Annotated in this window: 1 protein-coding gene; it reads right to left on the bottom strand. The window is 70.6% G+C overall.

Going from position 1 to position 323, the window contains the following annotated elements; genetic code table 11:
• A partial coding sequence (locus tag AC5RUJ_RS18875; RefSeq protein ID WP_494156589.1) for a hypothetical protein occupies window positions 1–323 on the bottom strand: 323 nt, incomplete at both ends.

Genomic DNA, 323 nt, shown 5'->3' with positions numbered 1-323 from the left:
GCCGCCGCCGCGGGCCAGGCGCCGCCACGCTGCCGGCCGCTGCAGCAGCCCGTTCCACAACCTGATCCGCAGCCGGTCGGTGCTTTCGAAGACGGCGTCGTGCAGCTTCAGCCGCTCCTGGTAACGCAGGACCGAACGCCCGATCCCGAAGAACCGGACACCGACGATGGAGGTCATCAGGTACAGGATCGGCGGCTGTTCGCTGGCATAGACGATCAGCCAGCCTGACAGGCCCGCCAGCGCGACGGCGAAGAGCGCCGCGCCGAGGCCAAAGCACAGTGCGGCCAGGAACCTCCCGCTCCACGGCCGCAGCAGCGCCGCCT

It is taken from the genome of Arthrobacter sp. Y3223164 (genome assembly GCF_059091005.1).
The sequence above is the reverse complement of the archived record's forward strand: the minus strand, read 5'-3'. Positions and strand labels throughout refer to the sequence as shown.